The sequence below is a fragment of the Methylococcus capsulatus str. Texas = ATCC 19069 genome (assembly GCF_000424685.1).
Lineage (GTDB): Bacteria > Pseudomonadota > Gammaproteobacteria > Methylococcales > Methylococcaceae > Methylococcus > Methylococcus capsulatus.
The window spans coordinates 324,371-341,225 of sequence record NZ_AUKJ01000016.1; the positions used below are offsets into that span (position 1 = coordinate 324,371).

General features: G+C 63.0%; 13 protein-coding genes and 1 tRNA gene. 12 read left to right on the forward strand and 2 right to left on the reverse strand.

The window, feature by feature from the left end; genetic code table 11:
* Nucleotides 1-8 precede the first annotated feature (8 nt).
* The 11 genes from H156_RS0103660 (at nt 9) to H156_RS0103710 (ending at nt 12,983) form a co-directional block, all read left to right on the forward strand.
* On the forward strand, nt 9-635 hold the full coding sequence (locus H156_RS0103660) for an MEDS domain-containing protein (RefSeq protein WP_017366364.1): 627 nt from the start codon (nt 9-11) through the stop codon (nt 633-635).
* A gap of 3 nt (nt 636-638) precedes the next feature.
* Nucleotides 639-3,041 carry a PAS domain S-box protein gene (locus H156_RS0103665; RefSeq protein WP_017366363.1) on the forward strand — a complete coding sequence of 801 codons (2,403 nt, stop codon included), beginning with the start codon at nt 639-641 and terminating at the stop codon, nt 3,039-3,041.
* Nucleotides 3,042-3,216: 175 nt separating this feature from the next.
* Nucleotides 3,217-3,303, forward strand: a tRNA-Leu gene (locus H156_RS0103670).
* A 552-nt stretch (nt 3,304-3,855) separates the two neighbouring features.
* Nucleotides 3,856-4,197 carry a zinc ribbon domain-containing protein YjdM gene (locus tag H156_RS0103675; protein ID WP_010961312.1) on the forward strand — a complete coding sequence of 114 codons (342 nt, stop codon included), beginning with the start codon at nt 3,856-3,858 and terminating at the stop codon, nt 4,195-4,197.
* Nucleotides 4,198-4,255: 58 nt separating this feature from the next.
* A complete protein-coding gene (locus tag H156_RS0103680; protein WP_154656644.1) occupies nt 4,256-4,972 on the forward strand; it encodes a superoxide dismutase in 717 nt (238 codons plus the stop codon).
* Nucleotides 4,973-5,542: 570 nt separating this feature from the next.
* Nucleotides 5,543-6,187, forward strand: coding sequence for an adenylate kinase (adk, locus tag H156_RS0103685; RefSeq protein ID WP_017366361.1), 645 nt, complete (start codon nt 5,543-5,545; stop codon nt 6,185-6,187).
* 35 nt (nt 6,188-6,222) lie between these two features.
* Nucleotides 6,223-7,635, forward strand: coding sequence for a 3-isopropylmalate dehydratase large subunit (gene leuC, locus H156_RS0103690; protein WP_017366360.1), 1,413 nt, complete (start codon nt 6,223-6,225; stop codon nt 7,633-7,635).
* Nucleotides 7,632-8,270, forward strand: coding sequence for a 3-isopropylmalate dehydratase small subunit (leuD, locus tag H156_RS0103695; RefSeq protein WP_017366359.1), 639 nt, complete (start codon nt 7,632-7,634; stop codon nt 8,268-8,270). The genes leuC and leuD overlap by 4 nt, the downstream gene beginning before the upstream one ends.
* A 28-nt stretch (nt 8,271-8,298) precedes the next feature.
* Nucleotides 8,299-9,381, forward strand: a complete 1,083-nt coding sequence (leuB, locus tag H156_RS0103700) for a 3-isopropylmalate dehydrogenase (protein ID WP_017366358.1) — start codon at nt 8,299-8,301, stop codon at nt 9,379-9,381.
* Nucleotides 9,382-9,440: 59 nt separating this feature from the next.
* Nucleotides 9,441-10,463 carry an aspartate-semialdehyde dehydrogenase gene (locus H156_RS0103705; RefSeq protein WP_010961306.1) on the forward strand — a complete coding sequence of 341 codons (1,023 nt, stop codon included), beginning with the start codon at nt 9,441-9,443 and terminating at the stop codon, nt 10,461-10,463.
* 60 nt (nt 10,464-10,523) lie between these two features.
* Entirely contained in the window at nt 10,524-12,983 is a 2,460-nt protein-coding gene (locus H156_RS0103710; protein ID WP_017366357.1) for a motility hub landmark protein FimV, read from the forward strand.
* 63 nt (nt 12,984-13,046) lie between these two features.
* Here the strand turns inward: H156_RS0103710 and H156_RS0103715 are convergent, their stop codons facing one another.
* Both H156_RS0103715 and H156_RS0103720 read right to left on the reverse strand, forming a co-directional pair.
* The gene (locus H156_RS0103715; RefSeq protein WP_017366356.1) at nt 13,047-13,532 is read right to left on the reverse strand and encodes a DUF934 domain-containing protein; all 486 of its coding nucleotides are present in this window, start codon (nt 13,530-13,532) and stop codon (nt 13,047-13,049) included.
* Nucleotides 13,519-15,165, reverse strand: a complete 1,647-nt coding sequence (locus tag H156_RS0103720) for a nitrite/sulfite reductase (RefSeq protein WP_017366355.1) — start codon at nt 15,163-15,165, stop codon at nt 13,519-13,521. The genes H156_RS0103715 and H156_RS0103720 overlap by 14 nt, the downstream gene beginning before the upstream one ends.
* Nucleotides 15,166-15,388: 223 nt before the next feature.
* Between H156_RS0103720 and nhaD the strand changes: the two genes are divergently transcribed.
* Nucleotides 15,389-16,801, forward strand: coding sequence for a sodium:proton antiporter NhaD (nhaD, locus tag H156_RS0103725; RefSeq protein ID WP_017366354.1), 1,413 nt, complete (start codon nt 15,389-15,391; stop codon nt 16,799-16,801).
* Nucleotides 16,802-16,855: the final 54 nt, after the last annotated feature.

The following is a 16,855-nucleotide window of genomic DNA, read 5'->3' on the forward strand; positions in this document are numbered from 1 at the left end:
AGGAGCACATGACGGCATCTGCACGGGCCACGGTATCGCTGGGTTTCACCGCAGAGCTTTTTCCGCCCGGCACCCATATGTGCTACATCTACAACGACGAGCGGGAACGCCTGGAAATCATGTCCGAGTTCGTGCGCAGCGGCATCGAAAGCGGGGAAAAGATCGCGTATTTCGTCGAGGAAATGAGTCCTCAGGCGCTGCGCGACTATCTCGCTGGCCTCGGCATCGTACCCACCGAGGAGGCGCAGTTGGAAATCGACCCGTCCGTCGACGTGTATTGCCCGGAGGGCCGTTTCTCGCCCGACAGGATGCTGGGCCGGCTGCGTTCGGCCTACGAGGATGGCATCCGGGAAGGGTTCAACGGCGTCCGGCTGACCGGGGAAATGCACTGGGCGCTGCGGGGGCTGCCGGGCTCGGAACGGCTCGCCGAATACGAGTCCCGCATCAACCTCCTGGTGGTCGATTGCCCGCTCACCGTGATTTGCCAGTACGACGCCAACCACTTCGACGGCGCCACCCTCTTCAAGATTCTCAACGCCCACCCCATGATGATCGTGCGGGGACAGGTCGTGCACAATCCCTACTATCTCTCCCCGGAGGAATATTTCGCCCGTTATCCTGTCCCGAACGTCTGAGCGATGACGCGGTTGGAATTGGAGGCGACCGTCCTCGGCCGTCTCCTGGTGATTCAGGAGACGCTGGACATACTTCCCGACCCTGCTGGCATAGGGGAGTTCTTGAACGCTGCTTTGGCCGAGGTGCCCGGGGTGGCGGGCGCCCATCTTTGCATCAATGGCAGGCTGATGCCGGCGTGTGCCGAGCTTGCGTCCCTGTGTGCCGGGATGGAGTCCAATCATGCCCGGATCGTGGCCGGCCCTCTGGGGAAAGGCCAGCGGCTTTTCGTTTACCCCTTGCGGATCGCGTCTCGTTTCTATGGGGTATTGCTGCTGCGCCTGTCGGATCCGGCGGAGTTCCGCAATTACCGTGATTTCCTCAGCAACATCGCCAATGTCGTGGCAAGGACACTGGAGAATCGCGTGTTCGTGGCGGAACTGGCCCGCTCCAACCGCCTGCTCGAACAGCGCGTGGAAGAGCGCACCCGCGCATTGTCGGAAAAGACCCAGGAGCTTCAGCGCGAATGCGACATTCGCCGGGCCGTCCAGGACGATCTGGCCGAGAGCGAGGAGAAGTTCCGCCAGATCAGCACGGCGGCGTTGGACGCCATTGCGATCATCGACGGTCACGGTCGGGTGACCTACTGGAACCCGGCGGCGGAGGCCATGTTCGGTTACTCGAGTGATGAAATCATGGGGCGCGATCTCCATGAGGTGCTGGCGCCTGGTCCCTACCTCGAGCGTTACCGCGCCGGAATCGCCGAGTTCCGGCGGAGCGGCACCGGTGCGGCGATCGGCCAGACACGGGAAATGTTCGCATTGCGCAAGGGGGGCACTGAATTTCCGATAGAGCTTTCGGTCTCTTCGGTGAAGATTCGCGGGGAGTGGGCTGCCATCGGCATCATCCGGGACATCACCGAGCGCAAACATGCGGATGCCCTCAAGGCCCGGCTGGCCGCCATCGTCGAGTCGTCGGAGGACGCCATCGTGACCAAGAATCTCGATGGCATCATCACGAGCTGGAACGCCGGTGCCGAGAAGATGTACGGATACCGCGCCGAGGAAATCATCGGCCAGCCCGTCACCCGGCTGGTGCCCCCGGAACTCCACGGCGAGATTCGCCGGTGTCTGGCGGAAATTGCCCAAGGCAGGGCGGTCAGGGGCGTTGAGACCCGGCGTCTGACCCGGAGCGGGAAGCTGTTCGACGTTTCGCTGACGATATCCCCTCTGCGCGGTGAAGACGGGAAAGTGGTGGGCGCTTCCGTGATCGGGCGCGACATCACCGAGGTCAAGCGATCGGAGCAGGCGTTGCGGCGGCTCAACAGGGTTCTCGAGACCATCATCGGCTGCGACAGTATCCTGGTCCGGGCGCGGAGCGAAGCCGAGCTGCTCGGCGAGATGTGCCGCGTCATCGCCGACGCCGGCGGCTATGGCAAAGCTTGGGTGGGCGTGCTCCCGGAGGATGCGAACGCACATCGGCCGCCTGAGGTTTATCACAGCTCAACGCCGGGGATTGCGGATTTCGCTGCTCGGCTGCGGGATCGCGGGGTGTTCGATTCCATCCTCCGCAGCGTGGGCCATTCGGGGGTCAGGCGGGTGGCCAGGGAGGTCGACGAAGCATCGCCGCTGTTCCCCTTGCGTCACTGTGCCATCGCCCTGGGCTGTGATGCCTTTGCGCTGATTCCGATACGGAACGGCTCGGAGGTCACCGGCATGCTGGGGCTCTGCGGGGACACTGTGGAGGCTTTCGATGGCGACGAAATGGCACTGCTGGAAAAGCTTGCGGGGGACATGGCCTACGGCATCGCTCATCTGCGGGATCAGGCCGAACGCCTGAAGACCGCCGATCGGATCACGCGAAGCCTGGAGCAGACGATTCAAGCCGTCGCCACCACCCTCGAAATGCGGGACCCTTACACCGCCGGCCACCAGCGGCGGGTGGCCGAGCTGGCTGCGGCCATCGCGAAAAAGCTGAATCTTTCCGAAGACGAAGTGCATGGTATCCGCCTGGCCGCCATGGTCCACGATCTCGGCAAGATTCGCATCCCCGCCGAAATCCTGACCAAGCCCGGGCGGCTGACTCCCTTGGAATTCGATTTCATCAAAACCCACTCCCAGGTCGGGTACGACATACTCAAGGACATCGCATTCCCCTGGCCGATCGCAGACATGGTTCTGCAGCATCACGAGAAGCTGGACGGTTCGGGGTATCCGCAAGGACTGGCCGGTGAGGCCATTCTCCTCGGTGCCCGGATCATCGCGGTCGCGGACGTCATGGAGGCGATGTCGTCACACCGCCCCTACCGGCCCGGTCTCGGCAAGGAAGCGGCTTTGGCGGAATTGGAGGCGCGCCGCGGGAGCTGGTACGACCCGCGGGTCGTCGACGCCTGCAAGGCCCTTTTTCGGGACGAAGGCTACCCTCTGTAATAAACTCCCTTCGCGGGCAGGCTCGAGGCGCGGCTGGTGACGCCCGGAGGCGGTGAGTCGTAACCGAGTGTCGAGATCAGAGCACGGACTCATGCTTGAGCCTGGCAGGGTGCGGTGCGCGCTGCCAGAACCGAGGTGAAATGATAAGATGCGTGCGGCTACTGCACGCACCCACGCCTCGGTGGTGAAACTGGTAGACACAAGAGACTTAAAATCTCTCGGCTGCAAGGCCGTGCCGGTTCGATCCCGGCCCGAGGCACCATAGCTATCGCAATAGCAGGCATTGCAGCGTAGTGGTGCAGTGAACTGGTACACAACTGCGAGCGACCATGGCTGCATTTCAGCGTCGTAACGGCGCGAGACGCGCCATCGTCCCCGAATAGCCGGACATCCGATCCGCCCCGCCACATTCGACACCGAAACCGAGGCCCCCGGCCCAAAAAGCCGGCGACCGGCAGGGAGGGGACGCGATGCCGGTCGCCGAAGATGGGAGATGATGAACCATGAATAGTCACCCGCAGCTTTGCCGAGGTGGCTGATTCACGGTGAACAGTTCAGCACGGGGTTGTGTCTTGAATGTGTGCGGAATGTCAGCATTGTGTAATCGCCTTCTGGCGTGCCGTACAGGCGAAGGCCCCGTGGTCTGCCGAACCGGCGAGGGCGGAGTCTTGCCGGGACGGCTCCCTTTCCAGGTCGTTTGGAACAAGAGCCCGCTCGATGGAAGGAACCGCCTTCCGTTCCTCGTCTTTGACTTCGTTCCAGGCGGCAGTGTAGATTCCGTCCACTTTTCATAGCCGACTTCAAAAGGTATCAAATGGCCAGTTTTCCGCGTTGCCCCGGATGCAATTCCGAATTCACCTATGAAGACGGCGACATGTTCATCTGTCCGGAATGCGGATACGAATGGGCCAGAACCGCCGCAGGCGAAAGCGCGGAAGGCGGGAATGTGGTGAAGGACGCTTACGGCAACGTGCTGAAAGATGGGGACAGTGTGACGGTGATCAAGGATTTGAAAGTCAAGGGCTCATCATCGGTGGTCAAAGTCGGTACCAAGGTCAAGAACATTCGTTTGGTCGATGGCGACCATGACATCGATTGCAAGATCGAAGGTATCGGCGCGATGGGTCTGAAATCGGAATTTGTCAAGAAAGCCTGAATCGGCCTGCGGTGACAAGGAGGGGGCCAAACATCCATCCCACCCATCAGGTGCAGCTATGAGAGAGAATCATGTGCGTGAATCATCGATCTTACACGAGCGTCGCAGCTTTCTTGTCGCATCCGCGGGAGCCGTCGCCTGGTTGGCGGCAGGCGGGCTCCCCAGAGTTTCGAAGGCTGCATCCCCCCATGTCTTGCCGCCGCTGCCTTATGCCGAGAACGCCCTGGCGCCGGTGATTTCGGCCAATACCATCGGCTTTCACTATGGCAAGCATCACAAGGGTTATGTGGACAACCTGAACAAGCTCGTGGCAGGGACGGAATATGCCGATTCTACTTTGGAAAAAATCATTCACGATACTGCCGGGAAGGCGGACCGGACTTCGATTTTCAATAATGCGGCCCAGGTTTGGAATCATACCTTTTACTGGAAAAGCCTGCGGCCCAACGGTGGTGGCGAGCCCCCGGCCGCACTGAGGCGGAAAATCGAAGCTTCGTTCGGCAGCGTCGCTGCTTGTAAAAAGGAGTTCGCGAGCGCAGCGGTTTCGCAGTTCGGTAGTGGCTGGGCCTGGCTCGTTCTCGATGGCGACAAACTCGAGATCATCAGGACGGCCAATGCCGACATTCCTTTGACGTCCGGAAAAAAGCCATTGCTGGTAATCGACGTCTGGGAGCATGCTTATTATCTGGACTACCAGAACCGCCGCGCCGATTATGTGAATGCCGTTCTCGAAAAGCTGTTGAACTGGGAGTTTGCTCTCCAGAACGCCAGCTAACGGGTGAAGGGGCGGCCAGCCGGGCACGTGAGGTGAGGGAGGGGCAACCCCGGCCGGCCGCCGAAAGGGACCCAAGCTACGCGAGACACCGAGGAGGATCGTCATGGTGTTTCCATTCCCTAACGACAGTTCAACACTCGTGTGTATCGGGATTATTTCCGGGATGTAGCCGGTTTTTCCGGTCTTTGTGGCGGGAAGGAGACGGAGAGGGCGGGGCGCACGGGGACGCCATAGTGTTGCCGGTCGAGTTCGGGGGCGGGGATCGTGGAGGGCCGCGGCGGGGTTCGAGGCAGGGAGCGGCCAGCTAGGGCGGCTGGCCGCTGGGGCACCGGTTCCATGGTTGACTGTCGATGTGGGCCGGGGAGTAGGCTTCGACCCACGATGCCAAGTAGATCACGAGGTTGTATCGGGAGTATTTCCCCAACGTTGCGGAGCGGACAGAGTCGGTCCGGTCCGTTCGGCGAGCGGCCCGCCACCGTTTTGCCGGGCATCGGGAGTGGGCCGGTAGGCGCAGCGGTCGTATCTATGGCATGATGCAGGGTTTCTCACACAAAACCGTCGGAGTCATTCATGCGCATCATGTTGCTGGGAAGCCCTGGGTCTGGTAAGGGTACGCAGGCCAAGTACCTCACGGAGCGTTTCGGCATCCCCCAGATTTCCACCGGCGACATGCTGCGTGCCGCGGTGCGCGAGGGTACGCCTCTGGGCATGGAGGCGAAGAAGATCATGGATGCCGGGCAGCTGGTGTCGGATTCGATCATCCTCGCCTTGATCAAGGAGCGTATTGCCGCGCCGGACTGCGCGAACGGCTTTCTGTTGGATGGCTTTCCTCGAACGATCGTCCAGGCCGACGCTTTGGCCGAGTTGGGCGTGACGCTCGACCACGTGGTGGAGATCGCGGTGGATGACGAGGAGATTGTCCGGCGTTTGAGCGGCCGGCGGGTGCATCCGGCTTCCGGGCGTACCTACCACGTGGTGTTCAATCCCCCAAAGGTGGAAGGCAAGGACGACGAGACCGGCGAGCCGCTGGTCCAACGCGAGGATGACAAGGAGGAGACCATCCGCAGGCGCTTGGAGATCTACCATGTCCAGACCAAGCCATTGGTCGATTACTACCGGAGCAAAGCGGCACAGGGCGGGGTGAAGTTCCACACCGTGCCGGGGGTGGGCAGCGTCGAGGCGATCCGTGACGCGGTGCTGGCCAGCCTGGCCTGAAGATGCCGCCGGAACCATCTTTGCATCTAGAAGCCATGAGCGGAAAAACCCTTTACGACAAGCTGTGGGACGACCACGTCGTGCATGTCGATGCGGACGGATCGTGCCTGATCTACATCGATCGTCATCTAATCCACGAGGTGACCTCGCCTCAGGCATTCGAAGGGCTGCGGATGGCGGGGCGTGTACCCTGGCGGGTGGATGCCAATCTTGCGGTGGCCGACCACAACGTCCCCACCGCCGACCGCGACAGGGGTATCGCCGATCCGGTGTCGCGCCTGCAGGTGGAAACCCTGGACAAGAACTGCGCCGATTTCGGCATCACCGAATTCGCGATGGACGACGTGCGCCAGGGTATCGTGCATGTGATCGGGCCCGAGCAGGGCGCGACCCTGCCGGGCATGACCATCGTTTGCGGCGATTCGCATACTTCGACTCACGGCGCTTTCGGGGCGCTCGCCTTCGGGATCGGCACTTCTGAGGTCGAGCACGTACTGGCCACGCAATGCCTGGTGCAGCGCAAGGCGAAGAACATGCTGGTCCGCGTCCAGGGCAAGCTGGCGCCGGGCGTGACGGCGAAAGATCTGGTACTGGCGGTCATCGCACGTATCGGAACCGCCGGCGGCACCGGCTACACCATCGAATTCGCTGGCGAAGCCATTCGCGGTCTGTCGATGGAAGGCCGGATGACGGTCTGCAACATGGCGATCGAGGCGGGCGCACGTGCCGGCCTGGTGGCGGTGGACGAAGTCACGCTCGACTACCTCGAGGGCCGCCCGTTCGCTCCGGCGGGCGCGTTGTGGGAGCGGGCGGTCGAGGCATGGAAAGACCTGCACAGCGATCCGGATGCGGTATTCGACAAGGTCGTCGAGATCGATGCCGCCAGCATCAAGCCGCAGGTGACCTGGGGGACTTCGCCGGAACAGGTCGTGGCGGTGGATGCCGAGGTGCCCGACCCGGCCACGGAAGCCGATCCCGTGCGGCGGGAGAGCATGGAGCGGGCGCTGCAGTACATGGATCTCCTGCCGGGCACGCCAATCGGCGCGATCCGGGTCGATCGGGTGTTCATCGGCTCCTGCACCAATGCCAGGATCGAGGATCTGCGCGCCGCGGCGGAAGTCGTCCGGGGGCACAAGCGCGCTGCCAGCGTGAAGCAGGCACTGGTGGTGCCCGGCTCGGGTTTGGTCAAGCGGCAGGCGGAGCAGGAGGGGCTGGACAAGGTGTTCCTCGAGGCCGGTTTCGAATGGCGCGACCCGGGTTGTTCCATGTGTCTGGCGATGAACGCCGACCGCCTGGAACCCGGCGAGCGTTGCGCCTCGACCTCCAACCGGAATTTTGAGGGGCGCCAGGGCTATGGCGGGCGTACCCATCTGGTGAGTCCGGCCATGGCGGCTGCGGCGGCCATTCACGGGCATTTCGTCGACATCACCGAACGAGGGCGCGCATGAAGCCTTTCAAGAAATTCACTTCGCGAGTCGTGCCGTTGGACCGCGCCAATGTCGACACCGACGCCATCATTCCCAAGCAGTTCCTGAAGTCCATCCGCCGCAGCGGGTTCGGTCCCTATCTGTTCGACGAGTGGCGTTACCTGGACCGTGGCGAGCCCGACATGGATTGCAGCCACCGTCCGCTCAACCCGGAGTTCGTGCTCAACCTGCCCTGTTACGCCGGCGCCAGGATATTGCTGGTCCGCAAGAACTTCGGCTGTGGCTCCTCGCGCGAGCATGCGCCCTGGGCGCTGGAGGATTACGGCTTCCGCGCCATCATCGCGCCGAGTTTCGCCGATATCTTCTACAACAACTGCTTCAAGAACGGCATCCTGCCCATCGTGCTCGACGAGGCCACGGTCGACCGGCTGTTTAGCGAGGCCGGGCCCGGCTTCGAGCTCACCGTCGACCTGGAGTCGCAGACCGTGGCGACGCCGTTCGGCGAGACCTTCCATTTCGACGTGGATGCCTCCCGCAAGCATCGTCTGCTGAACGGCCTGGACGACATCGGTCTGACCCTTCAGCATGCCGATGCCATCCGCGCCTACGAAGCCGCCCGCAGGAAGTCCGCACCCTGGCTGTTTGCCGTTCCTTGAAATCTCGAGTAATTCAGGTATCGCTTCAATGACTATCAAAATCGCTGTCTTGCCCGGTGACGGCATCGGTCCCGAAATCGTCGCCGAGGCCCTGAAGGTTCTGGACTGCCTGCGGTCCGACTTCGGCCTCGCGGTCGAAACCGAACACGCCCTGATCGGCGGCGCGGCCTATGATGCGCACGGCACGCCGTTCCCCAAGGAAACCCTGGAGCTGTGCCGGGCTGCCGATTCGATCCTGCTTGGAGCGGTCGGCGGTCCCAAATGGGAGCCGTTGGATTATTCGCTGCGGCCCGAGCGGGGGCTCCTGGGCTTGCGTTCGGAGCTGGAACTGTTTTCCAACCTGCGCCCGGCGGTGCTCTATCCTCAGCTGGTGTCGGCTTCGACCCTCAAGCCCGAGGTGGTCGCCGGCCTCGACATCATGATCGTGCGGGAGCTGACCGGCGGCATATATTTCGGCAAGCCGCGCGGTCGTCGCATCAACGAGGACGGAGAGCGGGAGGGCTACAACACCCTGGTATACAGCGAATCGGAAATCCGCCGCATAGCCCATAGCGCGTTCCAGATCGCCCGGAAGCGTAACAGGCGCCTGTGCAGCATCGACAAGGCCAATGTGCTGGAATGCACGGAACTGTGGCGCGAGGTGGTGATCGAGGTCGGCAAGGACTATCCCGACGTGGCGCTGAGCCACATGTACGTGGACAACGCCGCGATGCAGTTGGTCCGTAACCCGAAGCAGTTCGACGTGATGCTGACCGACAACATGTTCGGCGACATCCTGTCCGACTGTGCCGCCATGCTGACCGGCTCGATCGGCATGCTGCCTTCCGCTTCCCTCGCCGAGAGCGGCAAGGGGATGTACGAGCCCATCCACGGTTCGGCCCCGGATATCGCCGGCCGCGGCATCGCCAACCCGATCGCCACCATCCTGTCGCTGGCCATGATGTTGCGCTACAGCTTCGATGAGGCGGTCTCGGCAGAGCGGATCGAGAAGGCGGTACAGACGGCGCTGGATCAGGGTTTCCGCACGGCGGACATCGTCTCGGAAGGCACCGTCGAGGTCGGTACCGCTGCGATGGGCGATGCCATCGTCACCGCCTTGCGCGCCGTCTGATCCGAACGCTTCCCGGAGAGAGGGACCGCCAACCGAATTTCACCGAACCGAGTCATATCATGAGCAAGACCTACAACGTCGCCGTGCTGGGTGCCACCGGGGCCGTCGGCGAAACGATGCTGTCCATCCTGGACCAGCGCCAGTTCCCGGTGGGTGAGGTATACGCGCTGGCCAGCAGCCGTTCCGCCGGTCAGCGCGTGGAGTTCCGGGACAGCCGGCTCAAAGTGTTGGACGTCGAGGAATTCGACTGGTCCCAGGTCCAGATCGGGCTGTTTTCGCCCGGCGCCTCGGTTTCTGACGTCTACGCGCCTCAGGCGGCAGCGGCCGGTTGTGTGGTGATCGACAATACCTCGCGATTCCGCTACGAGGACGACATCCCGCTGGTGGTGCCGGAGGTCAATCCGGAGAAGATCGCCGATTACCGGAACCGCGGCATCATCGCCAACCCCAACTGTTCCACCATCCAGATGCTGGTGGCGCTGAAGCCGATCTACGACGCCGTCGGCATCGAACGCATCAACGTCTGCACCTACCAGGCGGTGTCCGGCACCGGCAAAAAGGCCATCGAGGAACTCGCCGGTCAGGCCGCGCAATTGCTCAACGGCCGGCCGTGCCAGTCTTCGGTGTATCCCAAACAGATCGCTTTCAACGTGTTGCCGCAGATCGACGTCTTTCTGGACAACGGTTACACCAAGGAAGAGATGAAGATGGTCTGGGAGACCCGGAAGATCATGGGTGATGATTCCATTCGGGTGAATCCGACCACGGTGCGGGTGCCGGTGTTCTACGGTCATTCGGAGGCCGTGCACATTGAGACCCGTGACAAGATCACGGCGGATCAGGCGCGGGCGTTGCTGCGGAAGGCGCCGGGCGTCGTGGTGCTCGACGAGCACCAGCCGGGAGGCTACCCGACCGCCGTCACGGAGGCCGCTGGCAAGGACCCGGTGTTCGTCGGCCGTATCCGCGAGGACATTTCTCATCCGCGCGGCCTGAATCTGTGGGTGGTCGCGGACAACATCCGCAAGGGCGCGGCGCTCAACAGCGTGCAGATTGCGGAGATATTGATAGACAAGTATATTTGAAACATCAACTTTTATAATTCTTATTGACGACTCGCGGTGTACGGAGCGGAGAGGATCAGATTGGCGCGTCGGTCCCTGACGCTCATCGGCATCCTTGTTTCTCCCGGCTCCCATGCCCTGGGGGTCGGGGAACTCAGGTTGCAGTCCGCCCTCAACCAGACGCTGAAGGCTGAGGTGCCTCTCGTCGTTTCGGACGAGAAACTCGAGGACATCAAGGTGATGCTCGCTTCGCCGGAGGCTTTCGCCCAGGCCGGCATCGAGCGCCAGCAGTTCCTGTCGAGCCTGCGGTTTCAGGCGGAGCGGCGTGCCGACGGGAGCGGGGTGATCCGTATCAGCTCCCGGGAGCCCATCCGTGAGCCGTTCCTGAGTTTTCTCATGGAGGTCGATTGGCCGGATGGCCGGGTCGTCAAGGAGTTCACCGTGTTGGTCGATCCGCCGACCCCGGTCCTCCCCGACCTGGGTTCTCCCGGCCGGTCCGAGCGGGTCTCCCAATACCCGCGCGAGCCGGTGCCGCGTTCGCTGCATGCCGCGGACCATCCCGCTTTCCCTACCGCCGGTCGCGCCGGGTCCGCCGGCGAAATGTCGGAATTCGGTCCCGTAAGGCGTCGCGACACACTCTCTTCCATCGCCAAGGCCGTCAATGCCAACGGCGACCTCACTCCGGACCAAGTCAAGGTCGGCATCTACCGCGCCAACCCGGAGGCTTTCGTCGGGGGCAACGTCGATGCTCTCAGGCAGGGAGCCGTGTTGAACATTCCTCCGCACTCGGTACTGGCAGGGCTGCAGCCGGCAGACGCTGCCAGGGAATGGCGGGAATTGCGGCGGGCGGCGCGTCGCGGTGGCTCGGAGGATGCCCCCGTCTCCCCGCCGGCGACGTCGCCTCCCATGCCTCTGTCGGAAGGGGGAGAGGCGGCGGCCCACGGCTCCCGACTCAAGCTTCTTGCGCCTGGCGGCAAAGGGCAGGTTGGCGGCGCCGGCGCCCGGGAGGACATCGCCCTGGAGCTCGCCGAGAGCCTTCGTCAGGAAAATGAAGAAATTCGCGCCCGACTGGGGGCGCTCGAACAGCAGCTTTCCGCCCTTCAGAAACTCCTCGAATCGAAGGAGCAGCAAATCGCGGCGATGCAGGCTGTCGCCCCGGCTGCAGGAGCGGGCACCGGTGTCTTGCCGGCCGCGACATCTCCCCAGGCGGACGCGACTCCATCGCCGGAGCCGTCGCCGGTCGCCGAAACCGGCGCCGCAGCGCCTGTGACTGTGGTGATCCAGCCTCCGGCGGAGGCAACTGCGCCGTCGGAGGATTCGCCTGCCAATGGCTCATGGTTTTGGGGGCTGGGTGTGGGCGCCATCACGCTCGCGGCGGCGTTGGCCTGGTGGGCGAACCGGAAGCGTTGGCTGTTCGACCTTGGCCTGGGGCTGCCTTCGAGTCTCGATAGGTTGATGACCGGCAGCAAGGAATCTGCGGCGACGCGGACCGTTTCCGCCGCGGGTGTCCGCAGTCTGGAAGCATACGGCAACATGGTCAAAGGGGTGGACGCCGTGGAGCCGGTCGACCCGATCGCCGAGGCCGATGCTTTTCTGGCCAACGGAAAGCATGTCCAGGCCGAACAGCTGATGCGGGCTGCCGTCGCGGCCCACCCCGAACGCGACGAATTTCACCTGAAACTGCTCGAGGTTTTGTATCTGGAAGGGAAATACCAGGCGTTCGAGGAGCTGGCGGAGGAGTTGTCGGGCTGGCGCGAGACGCGGCCGGAACTTTGGGGGGAGGTATCCCGCTTGAGTCTCAAGCTGCGCCTGAAATCTCCTGTCCCGGCCGATGCTCCGGACGGTTTCCCCGATGCGGCCGCTGCGCCGGCGCTCCCGCCGCTCGCGGGCGAGACCGCTCCCGAGCCGCCACCGCCGCCTGCGGCCGCGGAACAAGTACCGCCGGAGGCCGTCGAGGCGGAGCTATCGGCCGGCGCTGCACATGGAGAGGAGGCTACGACCGAAGATATACCCCCTCTCGAGTTCGATCTCGCTGGGCTGGAACCGGCGGCGCGGGGTGGAATCGTGAAGGAAGAGCCGGAGATCGTCCATGACGCCGGCAATCTCATCGCTTATGAACCGGAGCCGTATGCCGGTTCGGCAGGTCCCCGGGATGAGTCCCTCGAGGCGCTACTCGCGGAGCTGGACGGTCTTGGCGAAAATGCCGAAAGATCTCCGGCACAGGAGACCTCGGCCCTCCTGTCCGAACCGCCGTTGACCATCGAGATCGAGGCGGTTCCGGCGCAGCGAAGCGGGGGAAGCGCCGGGGAGCCGGGTTCGAGTGCGCCTGGCCTGACACGGGAAGACACGGATCCGTATGGGGACATCACCGACATGGACCCGCTCGAGACCAAGCTCGACCTCAGCAAGGCCTATGTCGACATGGGTGACTCCGATTCGGCCCGCGAACTACTCGAGGAGATCCTCGCCGCGGGGAGTGAACGCCAGAGGGCCGAAGCTCGCGTGCTCATGGAGCGGCTGAGGGAGGGGCAAAGCCGGTAGTCGGGCGTTTCGGGGCACACCGTACTGCCTGTCGGACCGGTCGCGGTCTTGAGGGTGAAAGGTTCATCGGGCGCAGCGCCGATAAAGTGGCAGCGGCTCGTCCGCGGCGGCCTGGTAAGTCACGCTGAATTCATTGAGCAGAGGCAGCGCGGTTTGCAGGTTCGCATCGTACGTGAATTCGAAGGCGTTGAATCCCACGCGCCGCAGATAGAACACCTGGTCCGGGATGAAGGCTCCGCGCGCCCGCAGTTCACCGCGGTAGTCGTAGCGCTCCCGCAGCAGCCGCGCGATGGAAAAGCCGCGACCATCGCCCATGCTGGGGAATTCCACCACGACCAGCGGGAACTGGTCGAGTTCGCCGGCGAAGTCTTCCACCCGATCGTCTCCACTGAGACGCAGCCCCAAGGCGCCACCGTGGGCGGCCAGTTCGCTCTTCTCCCGCTTCCAACGTGCGAGCGAGACGGTGCAGGGGGCGGCACTCACCGGTTCGTCGTCGGCCAGGTGGTGCCAGGTGTCGGTGACGATGGCTCCGTCTTTAATGATGGGCATAGACGCGCTCCTGAAACGGGTTGATGCCGAGACGCCGCACGGTATCGAGGAAGGATTCCCCGTCCTGACGTAGCTCGATGTAGGTTTGCAGAATGGTTTCCACGGCTTCGGCCACGTGGGCCTTGTCGATGGCGGGCCCGAGGCGCTCGCCGAGGGAGGCGTCATTGCTGGAGCTGCCGCCGAGCGTGAGCTGGTACCATTCCTCGCCTTTCTTGTCGACGCCCAGAATGCCGATGTGGCCGACGCTTTGATGGGCGCAGCCATTCATGCAGCCGGAGATGTTGATCCGCAGGTCGCCGAGGTCGTGCAGATAGTCGAGATCGTCGATGCGCGAATAGATGTCTTCCGCCACCGAGATCGAACTGGCATTGGCCAGCGAGCAGTAATCCAGACCGGGGCAGCAGATCATGTCAGTCGCCTTGCCGATGTTGGGCGTCGCCAAGCCGATGGAGTCCAGGCGCTGCCAGAGTTCGTGCAGGTCGTCCTGATGCACATCCGCGAACACCAGGTTCTGGGTGTGGGTGGCGCGGACCTCGCCGAAGCTGTAACGCTCCGCGAGGTCGGCCACGGCATCCAACTGGGTGTCGGCGATGTCACCCGGCGGTACGCCGCAGGCTTTCAGCGAAAGGAATACCGCCCGGTAACCGGGGATCTTGTGCGGCGTGGTGTTGTTCCTCAGCCAGACGGCGAAGCGCGGGTCGGCCGCCGCCTGGGCGTCCGGGCCGGGACCGGCCACGGTCTTGTAGTCGGGCGCCGTGAAATGCCTCTTTACACGCTCGATCTCGCCGGTGTCCAGCACCAATCGCTGGCGGATTTGCACCCATTCGGCCTCGACCCGACGGGTGAAATCTTCGATGCCGGTCTCTTTGAGCAGGATTTTGATGCGCGCCTTGTATTTGTTGTCGCGCCGCCCGAAGCGGTTGTATACGCGCAGGATGGCTTCCAGGTAGGAGAGGAGATCCGTCTTGGCGAGGAAGGGGCGGATGGTCTGGCCGATGATCGGGGTGCGTCCGAGGCCGCCGCCGACCAGGACCTCGAAGCCGGTTTCGCCCGTCTCGTTTTCGACCATCTGCAAGCCGATGTCGTGTACCTGGGTCGCGGCGCGGTCTTTCCTCGCACCGCTGACGGCGATCTTGAACTTGCGCGGCAGGTAGCTGAACTCCGGATGCAGGGTCGACCACTGCCGGATGATTTCGCAATAGGGCCTGGGGTCTTCGATCTCGTCGGGACAGACGCCGGCCAGCGGGTCGCTGGTGACGTTGCGGATGCAGTTGCCGCTGGTCTGGATGGCGTGCATTTGGACCGTCGCCAACTCCGCCAGGATGTCCGGCACGTCTTCCAGGCGTGGCCAGTTGAACTGGATGTTCTGGCGGGTGGTGAAATGAGCGACGGATTTGTCGTAACGGCGGGCGATCTCGGCCAGCTTGTGCAGCTGCCGGGACGAGAGCACGCCGTAAGGAATGGCGACGCGCAGCATGGGGGCATGACGCTGGAGGTACAGCCCGTTCATCAGTCGCAAGGGACGGAACTGGTCCTCGCTCAGTTCGCCCTGGAGAAATCGGCGGGTCTGGCTGCGGAACTGGGCAACCCGTTCGTCGACCAGCCGCTGGTCATATTGGTCGTATTGATACATGGCGTGTTTGCTGTGGGTGTTCGCTTCGGCGATATCCTGAGTTTTTTGCTATGAAATCGACGATAACACCATCGCATGTCGGAGTCGACGCCTGCAGCCGGTGCATGGTGGTGGGGCTGAAACGGCATGCGCGCCGCTGGCGCGCCGGCGCCCGGTGGATTCGTCAGTCCGGATGTTCTTCTTATATAATCGCGGGTCGGATTTGGGAACAGGCGGGCCGCTCATGGAGCGGCCGCGTTTTTATTTGATTCATAACAATATAGAGGATCTGGCCTTGTTACGCGCATTCGTCTTACTGTCGCTTTTTCTGGGGCTGCCCGGGCTTGCCCTGGCGGAGGAAACCCGGAATCTCGATCTGACTGCAACCCATCGGGGATTATACTGTGTTCTGATCTTCGTCGTGGCCTATGCCTTCGTGATGACCGAGGAATTCACCCATCTTCGGAAATCCAAGCCGGTGATCCTGGCTGCCGGCATCATCTGGGCGCAGGTTGCTTATATGGCCAGCACCGCCGGCGTCGCTGCCGAGGAGGTGCACCGGGCGTTCGAGCACGACCTCAAGGAATACGCGGAACTGATGCTGTTCCTGCTGGTCGCCATGACCTACATCAACGCCATGGCCGAGCGCAATGTGTTCGAGGCGCTGCGGTCCTGGCTGGTGACCCGAAAATTCGGTTACCGCAAACTGTTCTGGATCACCGGCGTCATCACCTTCTTCCTGTCTTCCGTGGCTGACAACCTGACCTCGGCGCTGTTGGTCGGCGCGGTGGTGATGGCGGTCGGGGCCAAGAGTCCCAAGTTCGTCAGCCTCGGTTTCATCAACCTGGTGATCGCGGCCAATGCGGGCGGCGCGTTCAGCCCCTTCGGCGACATCACCACCCTGATGGTCTGGCAGGCGGGAAAGGCGGAATTCTTCGACTTCTTCGAGCTGTTCATTCCTTCGGTGATGAACTTCGTGGTGCCGGCTGCCTTCATGCATTTCGCCATCCCGAATGAATTGCCGGATTTCCCCGAGGAGGAAGTCGTCGTCATGAAACCGGGCGCTCTGCTGATCTGCGGCCTGTTCGTGCTCACCATATCGATCGCCGTCAGCTTCAAGCAGTTCCTCCATCTGCCGCCGTTCCTGGGCATGATGGTGGGCTTGTCCATCCTGATGTTCTACGGCTACCGTCTCAAGCTGTATTTTCCGGGCTCCAACGGCGACCGCTTCGACGTGTTCGCCAACGTCCGGGACGCCGAATGGGACACGCTGCTGTTCTTCTTCGGCGTGGTGTTCGCGGTGGGCGGCCTGGGCTACATCGGCTATCTGGAGCTGGCTTCCGTCGCCATGTATGACGGCCTCGGCGCGACCACGGCCAACATCATCGTCGGTTTGCTGTCGGCGGTGGTCGACAACATCCCGGTGATGTTCGCGGTGCTGAACATGAACCCGGACATGGACATCTACCAGTGGATGCTGGTCACCCTGACCGCGGGTGTGGGCGGTTCCATGCTGTCGGTGGGCTCGGCGGCCGGTGTGGCGCTGATGGGCACCTCGCGCGGCATGTATACCTTCTTCAGCCATCTGAAATGGACGCCCGCGGTGGCTGCCGGCTATATCGCCAGCATCGCGACGCACTATTTCATCAACGGCTGATCGCCCCTGTCCGCAGGGCGACGGCAACAGGCCCGCGGCCGAACCCGCGGGCCT

Bases quoted from the DNA above. Each gene is read 5' to 3' on its own strand.
- H156_RS0103660 (WP_017366364.1), top strand. From the start codon at position 9: ATGACGGCATCTGCACGGGCCACGGTATCGCTGGGTTTCACCGCAGAG.
- H156_RS0103665 (WP_017366363.1), top strand. From the start codon at position 639: ATGACGCGGTTGGAATTGGAGGCGACCGTCCTCGGCCGTCTCCTGGTG.
- H156_RS0103675 (WP_010961312.1), top strand. From the start codon at position 3,856: ATGGCCAGTTTTCCGCGTTGCCCCGGATGCAATTCCGAATTCACCTAT.
- H156_RS0103680 (WP_154656644.1), top strand. From the start codon at position 4,256: ATGAGAGAGAATCATGTGCGTGAATCATCGATCTTACACGAGCGTCGC.
- adk (WP_017366361.1), top strand. From the start codon at position 5,543: ATGCGCATCATGTTGCTGGGAAGCCCTGGGTCTGGTAAGGGTACGCAG.
- leuC (WP_017366360.1), top strand. From the start codon at position 6,223: ATGAGCGGAAAAACCCTTTACGACAAGCTGTGGGACGACCACGTCGTG.
- leuD (WP_017366359.1), top strand. From the start codon at position 7,632: ATGAAGCCTTTCAAGAAATTCACTTCGCGAGTCGTGCCGTTGGACCGC.
- leuB (WP_017366358.1), top strand. From the start codon at position 8,299: ATGACTATCAAAATCGCTGTCTTGCCCGGTGACGGCATCGGTCCCGAA.
- H156_RS0103705 (WP_010961306.1), top strand. From the start codon at position 9,441: ATGAGCAAGACCTACAACGTCGCCGTGCTGGGTGCCACCGGGGCCGTC.
- H156_RS0103715 (WP_017366356.1), bottom strand. From the start codon at position 13,532: ATGCCCATCATTAAAGACGGAGCCATCGTCACCGACACCTGGCACCAC.
- H156_RS0103720 (WP_017366355.1), bottom strand. From the start codon at position 15,165: ATGTATCAATACGACCAATATGACCAGCGGCTGGTCGACGAACGGGTT.
- nhaD (WP_017366354.1), top strand. From the start codon at position 15,389: ATGGAGCGGCCGCGTTTTTATTTGATTCATAACAATATAGAGGATCTG.